This is a genomic window from Rossellomorea aquimaris, from assembly GCF_001877785.1.
Lineage (GTDB): Bacteria > Bacillota > Bacilli > Bacillales > Bacillaceae_B > Rossellomorea > Rossellomorea aquimaris_A.
The window spans coordinates 482401-490669 of record NZ_MINN01000085.1 but is presented as its reverse complement, the minus strand read 5'-3'; the positions used below and the strand labels follow the sequence as shown (position 1 = coordinate 490669).

The following is an 8269-nucleotide window of genomic DNA, read 5'->3' as shown; positions in this document are numbered from 1 at the left end:
TTTACGCGCATAGACGCCGAGAGAAATGGGAGGGTCCACCACCATGTCGCTTGTGGAGATCCAAAGGTGCGATCATATTTTAGTACCTATTATTGGAAATACCCCTTTCCGGTCTATTAACGTGCCAAGCGTGTTTCCAGATATATTTAAATTTGGGTGTATCTGTTTGACCATGCCGTGTCTCTTATGTTGAACACTTAAGAAATCCCGAGAAAAACAAAGATATTCTAAGTAACCTGCCATTATCGTGAGGGAGGCTCACGGGCTACCCGCGGAAAGCGAAGTCTTGCCCGGAAATCATTAACGGTGTTTAGAAATTATACTAGCATGTATGGCTTTAGACATTAAAATTATCCTTACGTAAAACCTTCACCCTATATGACTTCCACATCTCCTGCAAATCTGTCCAATCAACAATCTTCCACGCATTAAAAAACGTCTGCCCGCTCTTATTAAAGAACTTATCATCACCCACACAAAAAGATGCATGCTGAATGATTCCACTCTCATTTTCCCATGTCACAACGTCTCCATCCCTTATCTCCCCGTTCTCGACTCGACGGTAATGTGCTCTCTTTAACCCAAGACTGAACGTTTTTTGGTGGACCCACTCGTTGATGATCCACTCCTCCCGGGTAACTGCGAATAATGTCGCGGCTAAACAATTGCCTCCCCCGGAAGAAGGAAAGACATTCGCATATTTCTGCAAGTGCGGGCGGGATTCCAGTGAATATTCGTAACATGTCCACTCCTCCCACTGCTGTGCAAACTCACTGATAAGGTCTCTCTTAACGTCATAGCTGAGCTCTTCCCACATGACTTTCTGCAGAACGATGAACTGTTCACCTCCTGACTCCATAAGGTGATCCGCTGGTATCGAGTCATCGATCCTGTCATGCGAGATCTCATAAACCAGTCCGCTTCCGACCTCTTTTTGACGATGAAATAACTGCTTTCTCTTTACCTCAGGCAGCCTGCCCACCCAGTCCGGCGGTGCAACAATGACAAATTCAACTTCGTTTGATAAATTCCAATAAGTATAGCTGTTTTGCCATTGAATCCCGTTATAAGTAGCGTTAGCTGAAAATTCTTCTTTCGGAATGACTAAAACGTGATCTAGATATTCTTTAAAATCCCCAAGGTCCTTTTCCGTCAGAAAGAACAAGTCTCTTTCAGGGATAAATGCTCCGATCCAACGCTTGATCGCCCCGGATTCAGGCTTCATATGTATTTTCAATTCCCTTCCCCCCTTACTCCGTCCATTACCTTTTCTTGCGGTGCAGAACATGTTGACTGCTGCTCATTTTGAAGTTGTTTTTTTCGTAAAAGGGAATCAATTCTTTCTCACAAAATAAACTGATGACATCAATGTGGGCAAGCTCATCCAGCAATCTTGAGACCACCAAAGTGCCGGTACCAGTATTCCAATATTCCTTATCGATCACAACATCTTCAATATAAGCCCTGAACTCACCGTCACTCACTGCCCTTGCAAATCCAACAAGATCATTGCCATCCCATGCACCAACTGCATCACCGCTGTTCAGTACCTTCTCTATAGCTGTCTCTTCTCTTTCCTCCCACCAGCCTGCTTGTCTATATAGTCTCATCAGATCATCAGGGTTGATCCGTCTCTCTTTGAAGCTCAGATACTCTATAGGCACACTTGTCCCCCCATTCTTTTCCAAGCTTAAAAGACTCCATTCTCATTCGGTGATTCGCTCGGGACCGGCTGTCCGACATCCCACATCTCCACGATCCTCTCATCCTGAAAACGGAACATATGAACAACAACGGCACCAAGGTCTCCTGGATGCTGCTTTACGTGCGAATGAACCGCTATGAAATCTCCGTCCTCCAACACAAATTTGAACTCGAACATCTTTTCAGGATTCTTCCGGGCATTCTCTTCCATCGCCTGCATGATGGATTCCGCATCTCCTCGGAAATAAGGATTATGGTGAAGGAATTCACTGCTTGTAAACCGTTCGAAAGCTTCCCGGACATCCCCCGCAGCCGCCATCTGCAGAAATGACACTGCTTTCTCTTTTCGCGAACTCTTATTCATCACGACAACCCTTTCTTTTTTAAAGCCATTTCATGGACATTCTCAACAGGAACACCTGATTCTATGTAGCTTCTTACCAGCTTCCATCCTGAACCTTCTATATTTTTGAATGTGTTAAAGAATACATTCGCTGTTTCCATCGTTTTTCCCTTTATGATGATCGTTGCCGCTAAAACGGCCATCACTTCATCTTCCTTTAGAGGGAGAGTGAAAAGTTGGTTGATATCCCACCGGGCTTCGTTCTCATTAACAAATTGAAACCCCTGCTTCCACCCATTTATCGATTCTTCATAGCCAAAATCGAACCTTTCCCCATTAGATATTTCCCTGGCTTGGTAATCCGGCGATATGAACCTTTCCATCTCCGTGATCGATGACTTCTTCCATGCACCCAGGAATTCTTCAAGAAACCATTCAAACGTATCATTCATGATAAGTCCCCTTTCAATAATACACCTTTCAAAAAATTCGCACTTTTAAAATATACAAGAGAAAAGGCCAGCTCTCTAAGAGAACTGGCCTGGTGTTAAAAAATTAGAGCCACATTTGCCGTAATGTTGGATAAGAAAGTTTTAAACCACCACTCCTCAAAGTGGGTGTTTGCAGAAGATTTCCTGTCGTCCTCTATCGCGGAGGCTTGACATTCCGGCTTCGATATAAAACTCCCTGTTACAGTTTAAAGGTTAAAACTTCGTTATGATTACGTACAACGCAGCTTGTATACTATATAGTATATCATTTACCGGTGAATTTCAACCGTTAAATCTCAGGGAAATGATTATGCGTCGAATACTTCGACTTTCTCCATTACATCGCCATTTCTCATTGATTTCACGGTATCAATGCCAGAAGTTACTTTTCCAAAAACGGTATGAACACCGTTCAGGTGCGGCTGAGGCTCATGAACGATGAAGAATTGGCTTCCGCCTGTATCTTTGCCTGCATGTGCCATGGAAAGGGAACCTTCCTCGTGCTTGTGCGGGTTTCCTTCTGTTTCACATTTGATTGTGTAGCCCGGGCCGCCCATCCCGTTTCCATTCGGGCAGCCTCCCTGACTTACGAACCCAGGGATGACACGGTGGAAAGTCAAACCGTCATAGAATCCTTCTTTAGCCAGTTTTTCAAAGTTTTCAACAGTACCTGGTGCTTCATTCGGGAAAAGATCGAATTCTACCTTTTCACCTGTTTGAAATTGTATGTATCCTTTTTTCGCCATTTAAAACAACTCCTACTCTTTAAAGTCATTCATATTTTATCATTGAAGGTTTCCGTTGTCACTTTTAACATTAAACTGTCTGTCCTGAAAAATGTTGTCCAATCAGTCATGAACCTCCAAGTGGAAGGAATAGAATAGTAGCAGGCTTATTCAAAAGGAGGGCTGCAATTGACTGATTTACTGAGCGGCATCACCATTCATCCTCAATTGACGATTCTCGTGCCGGCTTTATGGGTATTAGGTTTTGCATTAAAAAAAACACCGCATATTCCCGACTGGCTCATCATCTGGATCCTGCTGGCCGCTGGTGTGGCAGCGAGCACCTCGACACTTGGATTGGATTTCAACGGCATTGCAAATGGGTTCATCTGCACCGGGGCGGCGATTACGACTCATCAATCGTTCAAACAGACGTTTGTCAGAAGAGTGAGGGACGGGGATAAGAGGAAGCGAAATAAAAAATAGCTAATCAAGAGAAGAAGTCATCCTTCTTTACCGGATGACTTCTTCCTTTACCGGATGACTTCTTCTCTTTTTTATTCAGCCATGACCTTTATAAATTCCCTCATATAATCCGGCAGATCAGGCGGCCGGCGGCTCGAGATGATGTGGCCGTCCACTACGACCGGTTCATTCACCCATGTGGCACCGGCATTTTCCATGTCATCTTTGATGCCCGGGGTACTGGTGACTTTTACGCCCTCCAGAATCTTGGCAGAAATCAATACCCAGCCGGCATGACAAATCTGTCCGATCGGCTTTTTCTTTGAATCCATCGCTTTTACCATATCAAGGACCTCCGGGTATCTCCGGAGTTTATCAGGAGACCATCCGCCGGGAACCAGTATCGCGTCATAATCTTCAGGGTTCACATCCCCGAACGTGAGGTCGCTGACGATCGGAACGCCGTATTTCCCTATGTATTCCTCATCTGACTTTTCCCCTGCGATATGGACTTCAGCCCCTTCCTCCCTTAAACGGAGAACGGGATACCATAATTCCAGGTCTTCAAAATCCGCGCTTACAAGCTGTAAGATCTTCTTCCCTTTCAGTTTCATCCTTCATCCCTCCTATGCCTTCATTGTGCTGATAAATCCTGTTCTTTGCAACCATAAGCACTTCAACTATACGGACTGTACTTCTTTATCGCTTTAATGATCGTATTCGTTTGGATAATGGAAACGGCAAACGCGATAACGGTCATCATGGCACCGCATATGTAAATGATGGCTGACAATTGCTTGCCTGTCACTTTTTTTCTCATGAATATCACCCTTTCGCTACTAAATGTCATGGTGATATTATTCCATTAATTAGAAATGTTATGAGGCCGGATTTTTTTCTTTTGAATAATCGCTCTTACGAATGAGCCTTCCGGATGCATTGCTAGTTATTGGATGTTCCATTATGTTTAAAAGGAGGCTTGAGGGGAATAACAAAACCAAACACAAGACAAAAGGCTTTAGGAGGAGAACATTCATGAAAGTAAATAAAACATTATTAGTCGGAGCTACTGTAACAGCAGGTTCATTAGGATGGCTGCTTTCTTCAAAGGAAAACAGAAACCAGCTGCACAATATGAAAGAAGGCTTGATGACGAAGATCAAAAAACGCAGATCTGAGGACCTGCCGGTGGACAAAGGCGGCAACCCCGATCCACAAAACATCGAAGACAACTCAATGGTCAGCGAAGGCGCCATGACATCAGTTCAATACTACAATGAAAAGAAGCAGGATAACCAATAAATAAACAGGTGGGAATCCATTAATTCTCTCCGCCAAATTAGCAGTCCTATTCGTAACTGAATGAGACTGCTTCTTTTTGTTGATATAAAAAAATCGGGTTTCGATCCCGTTTTAATATGGGGTCATACGTTGAAGTCCGCATGCTGATTGTAATACCAAATGGTGTGCTGCAAAAGGGGGATGTTGATTTTTGAGAGGCAGATAGATGAAGCAGACATTTCCTTCAATTGTGAGTAATCTCTTATTTTTATAATAAGGGGAGTTTTTCCTGCTATCCTGCACAATCTGGGTAGGTTCGGGGGATATAAGGGGAATTTTTTCCGTTAAGTCAAGGTAAATGGGCTCTTTACATGCTTTTGGAGTAAATAGGAGTAATAATTCCCCTTATTTACTCCATATTTCGTGCTAATTCCTCAATAAGGGGAATTTCTCCCCTTATTGAGGAAGTTTATTTTAACCTGGCCTCATCTTTGGAAAAGCCCATAATTAGGTTTTGCATTTAAAAACAGAACCTCTATCTGTTTAAAGAAAACAGATACATGAAGACAAAGACTAAGATGATCAAAGCGATAACCGACAAAAAGATGATCACTGCACTGGCCGAGGTAAATGTTTGCGTATTTATATGCTTTCGCACACGGTAATAATTAATCGTCGAGCCTACAATAAGAAACAATCCGACGATAATGCTTACTCCGCTGATAAGCACCGTGATCAGTCCTTGGAATTCACTTTCTACAATCGAAGTACTATGAAGGCTTGTCGTCAAAAACCCGATACCGAGTATGGCAATCGAGGTTCTGATCCATGCAAGATACGTCCGTTCATTCGCTAAATGCTGCTGAATGTATTTTGATTCATTTGTTTCTTTCAACGTGCATCATCTCATTTCTGCTTACTAAGAGTTCCCTTTTATCATTACCTTTTTAATCTTGGAGAAAACAAAAAGGACTAAATAAAAGTCCTTTTCTACTGTACCTTTCCATTCCAGGAAGACATTCCGCCGTCCACGTTCACCACATCGTATCCCTGGTATTCGAGAAAGCGGTAAGCCTGGCTGCTTCGCCCGCCGGATTGGCAGACCATGAAGTATTGTTTGCCCTTTTCGAGTTCATTCATCCTGAATTCCAAAAGACCGAGGGGTATATTCACGGCACCGGGTATTTTCCCTGCTCTGACCTCGACAGCTTCCCTCACATCAATTATATCAAGGGCTTCCCCGGTTTCGAATTTGTGTTGTAATTCATCCGTTGAAATTCGTTTCATTGTCATTTTCCTCTCTGTATATTGGCATTATGTCCAGGCGCCCATTCCGCCTCTGACGTTTGTGACCGAAAAGCCTGATGAAGATAAAATCTTGCATGCTTTCGCGCTTCTCATCCCGCTCTGGCAGATTACGATTATTTCCTTGTCTTTCGAAATCTTGTCCAGATTCCTGTGCAGGGTGTTGAGCGGAATATTTCTGAATTCCTTAATGTGTCTGCCTTTATATTCTGCCGGAGTCCGCACATCAATAAATTGTTTCGTCCTGTCCCCTAATTGTTTCTTCAAATCCACCGTTGAAATCTGTTTCACGTTTTTACCTGTTTTCATCTGCCTTATATATATAAGAACCAATCCGGCCAATATCAACAATCCGATGAACTCCATTAAAACACCTCTCTCAGTAAGTATATTTTCATTTTATACCCCAGGAGGTATTTTGTCAATTAAAAATAATGATGACGGACAGGAAGGAATGTTGAAACATTATCTGGATGTATTTAGCTGTACCCCTTCAAATAACACCACCCCGGATATCTGGATGTGTTCTTCTTTGTTTATTTCAATTCTGCAGGGGAAAGACACTACTAACAACAAAAGGAGGAATTCATTATCGCACACGATCCAAAGCGGGCAGCCGCACAAATGAATGAAGACAAAAAAGAGGAAATCCTGCAGCAATTCGATTCTTTCAAGAACTACCTGGGAAATCAGGTTCAAAGGGGAGAAAAGCTGGGTCTTAGTGAGGAGGCTCTTTCTAAGGGTGCTAAACGAGTTGCAGACTATTTAGCGGAGCACGAGGAGCCGCGGAACCGGGAGCAGAAAGTGTTGAATGAGATGTGGAACGTGGCCAATAAAGAAGAGCGCGAGCATATGGCTCATGTACTGGTCAAGCTTGCTGACCAAACCAACTAAATCACGCAGTACTGCCCGCAGCGATTTAGACCGCTGCGGGCGTTATTTTATTACTGAACATCTACATGCATATAAGCCAGGGCATCTTTTACCGTGGCAAGCGTGGGCATCAATGAAAGGTCGATATTCTGGTTTAGAGCACTCGTGACCATTTCCGGCCGTAATCCCGTGATGATGGAACGAACGCCCAGTAAGGCCAGCACACTTGTAATCTTAAATAAGGCATCCGTAACGAATGGATTTAATGTATAGACACCGGAGAAGTCGATGATTACATGATTCACGTTCTGTTTCCTCACTTTGGCCGGAATGATTTCGAGCAGCCAGCGGGCTTTCTCTTCATCGATCGTCCCGACGATCGGGAGGACGGCAATATCGTCCAGCAAAGGAACCAGTACAGCGGATAATTCATTTATTTCAGCCGCCATTTCCGATTGTTTCTTTTCCCTTTCTTTCTTCTCCGTGATGTCATATACATATGTTTGAATCGCCTGAGTATCCCCTATCATCAGGGGGTGACAGTACAATTCGACTTCGACGGTCGTTCCGTCCGTTCGATAGATTGTCTCTTCAATGACATCTGCGGGACTTCCGTACGCAGATTGAATTCTTTTCCTGATTGCGTCCTTTGAGGAATCCCTGAAAATATCCAATGGACTTTGACCGACGACGCCTTCTTTATCCGTTCGAAAAAATTCTTCTGCAGCATCGTTCACATACATGATTCGGTAATCCGTATGTATGATAAGTGGATCTAGTGAATACTCCATAACCTTTAGATAATCTATTTCTGACAAATCCTCGCTCACAATTGCTCACTCCTTTCCTCTAACGATATCGCTATTCACTGCAGGACGCAACAAATACGGGAAAACGTTTTCCATCCGACATCTGTCTATTGTCACTGCATGTATCGAAATTTAAAAATGCCTATGGATCAGGCAACAGAAAAAAAGACCTGTCATGGTTGGTTGACAGGTCTTCTTTCGTTTTGCCGAAAGATTCGGCTATAAGATTTTATTGTTGAGTTGTTAAAACTATTTGAGCTGTTGGAGCAATTA

The 8269-nt window shown here is 43.3% G+C and carries 14 protein-coding genes and 1 other RNA gene; 3 read left to right on the top strand and 12 right to left on the bottom strand.

Annotated elements, in window-relative coordinates:
* Positions 1-337: 337 nt before the first annotated feature.
* The 6 genes from BHE18_RS12450 to BHE18_RS12425 all read right to left on the bottom strand — a co-directional run bounded on the left by BHE18_RS12450 (position 338) and on the right by BHE18_RS12425 (position 3284).
* Positions 338-1237 (bottom strand): hypothetical protein, encoded by a 900-nt coding sequence (locus BHE18_RS12450; RefSeq protein ID WP_071618864.1) that lies wholly within the window; start codon positions 1235-1237, stop codon positions 338-340.
* Between the two features lie 25 nt (positions 1238-1262).
* A complete protein-coding gene (locus BHE18_RS12445) occupies positions 1263-1664 on the bottom strand; it encodes a GNAT family N-acetyltransferase (protein WP_083573758.1) in 402 nt (133 codons plus the stop codon).
* 26 nt (positions 1665-1690) lie between these two features.
* Positions 1691-2068 carry a nuclear transport factor 2 family protein gene (locus BHE18_RS12440; RefSeq protein ID WP_071618863.1) on the bottom strand — a complete coding sequence of 126 codons (378 nt, stop codon included), beginning with the start codon at positions 2066-2068 and terminating at the stop codon, positions 1691-1693.
* A complete protein-coding gene (locus BHE18_RS12435; RefSeq protein WP_071618862.1) occupies positions 2068-2499 on the bottom strand; it encodes a flavoprotein in 432 nt (143 codons plus the stop codon). The genes BHE18_RS12440 and BHE18_RS12435 overlap by 1 nt, the downstream gene beginning before the upstream one ends.
* Positions 2500-2601: 102 nt before the next feature.
* A non-coding RNA gene (ssrS, locus tag BHE18_RS12430) (6S RNA) lies at positions 2602-2789 on the bottom strand.
* Between the two features lie 57 nt (positions 2790-2846).
* Entirely contained in the window at positions 2847-3284 is a 438-nt protein-coding gene (locus BHE18_RS12425; protein WP_071618861.1) for a peptidylprolyl isomerase, read from the bottom strand.
* Positions 3285-3452: 168 nt separating this feature from the next.
* On the opposite strand from BHE18_RS12425, the gene BHE18_RS12420 reads away from it, so the two are divergent.
* Positions 3453-3749 carry a phage holin family protein gene (locus BHE18_RS12420; protein WP_235860313.1) on the top strand — a complete coding sequence of 99 codons (297 nt, stop codon included), beginning with the start codon at positions 3453-3455 and terminating at the stop codon, positions 3747-3749.
* Positions 3750-3820: 71 nt separating this feature from the next.
* On the opposite strand, the gene BHE18_RS12415 is transcribed toward BHE18_RS12420, so the two are convergent.
* Together BHE18_RS12415 and BHE18_RS23245 are read right to left on the bottom strand one after the other, a co-directional pair.
* On the bottom strand, positions 3821-4342 hold the full coding sequence (locus BHE18_RS12415; protein ID WP_071618860.1) for a type 1 glutamine amidotransferase domain-containing protein: 522 nt from the start codon (positions 4340-4342) through the stop codon (positions 3821-3823).
* A 62-nt stretch (positions 4343-4404) separates the two neighbouring features.
* Positions 4405-4548 (bottom strand): hypothetical protein, encoded by a 144-nt coding sequence (locus tag BHE18_RS23245; protein ID WP_171910706.1) that lies wholly within the window; start codon positions 4546-4548, stop codon positions 4405-4407.
* Positions 4549-4763: 215 nt separating this feature from the next.
* On the opposite strand from BHE18_RS23245, the gene BHE18_RS12410 reads away from it, so the two are divergent.
* On the top strand, positions 4764-5030 hold the full coding sequence (locus BHE18_RS12410) for a hypothetical protein (protein WP_071618859.1): 267 nt from the start codon (positions 4764-4766) through the stop codon (positions 5028-5030).
* A gap of 514 nt (positions 5031-5544) precedes the next feature.
* On the opposite strand, the gene BHE18_RS12405 is transcribed toward BHE18_RS12410, so the two are convergent.
* The 3 genes from BHE18_RS12405 to BHE18_RS12395 all read right to left on the bottom strand — a co-directional run bounded on the left by BHE18_RS12405 (position 5545) and on the right by BHE18_RS12395 (position 6680).
* The gene (locus BHE18_RS12405; protein WP_071618858.1) at positions 5545-5904 is read right to left on the bottom strand and encodes a YidH family protein; all 360 of its coding nucleotides are present in this window, start codon (positions 5902-5904) and stop codon (positions 5545-5547) included.
* Between the two features lie 95 nt (positions 5905-5999).
* On the bottom strand, positions 6000-6296 hold the full coding sequence (locus BHE18_RS12400; RefSeq protein ID WP_071618857.1) for a rhodanese-like domain-containing protein: 297 nt from the start codon (positions 6294-6296) through the stop codon (positions 6000-6002).
* A gap of 27 nt (positions 6297-6323) precedes the next feature.
* Positions 6324-6680, bottom strand: coding sequence for a rhodanese-like domain-containing protein (locus tag BHE18_RS12395; protein ID WP_071618856.1), 357 nt, complete (start codon positions 6678-6680; stop codon positions 6324-6326).
* 258 nt (positions 6681-6938) lie between these two features.
* On the opposite strand from BHE18_RS12395, the gene BHE18_RS12385 reads away from it, so the two are divergent.
* Positions 6939-7208 carry a DUF3243 domain-containing protein gene (locus tag BHE18_RS12385; protein ID WP_071618854.1) on the top strand — a complete coding sequence of 90 codons (270 nt, stop codon included), beginning with the start codon at positions 6939-6941 and terminating at the stop codon, positions 7206-7208.
* A gap of 50 nt (positions 7209-7258) precedes the next feature.
* On the opposite strand, the gene BHE18_RS12380 is transcribed toward BHE18_RS12385, so the two are convergent.
* Entirely contained in the window at positions 7259-8017 is a 759-nt protein-coding gene (locus BHE18_RS12380) for a PAS domain S-box protein (protein ID WP_071618853.1), read from the bottom strand.
* Positions 8018-8269: the final 252 nt, after the last annotated feature.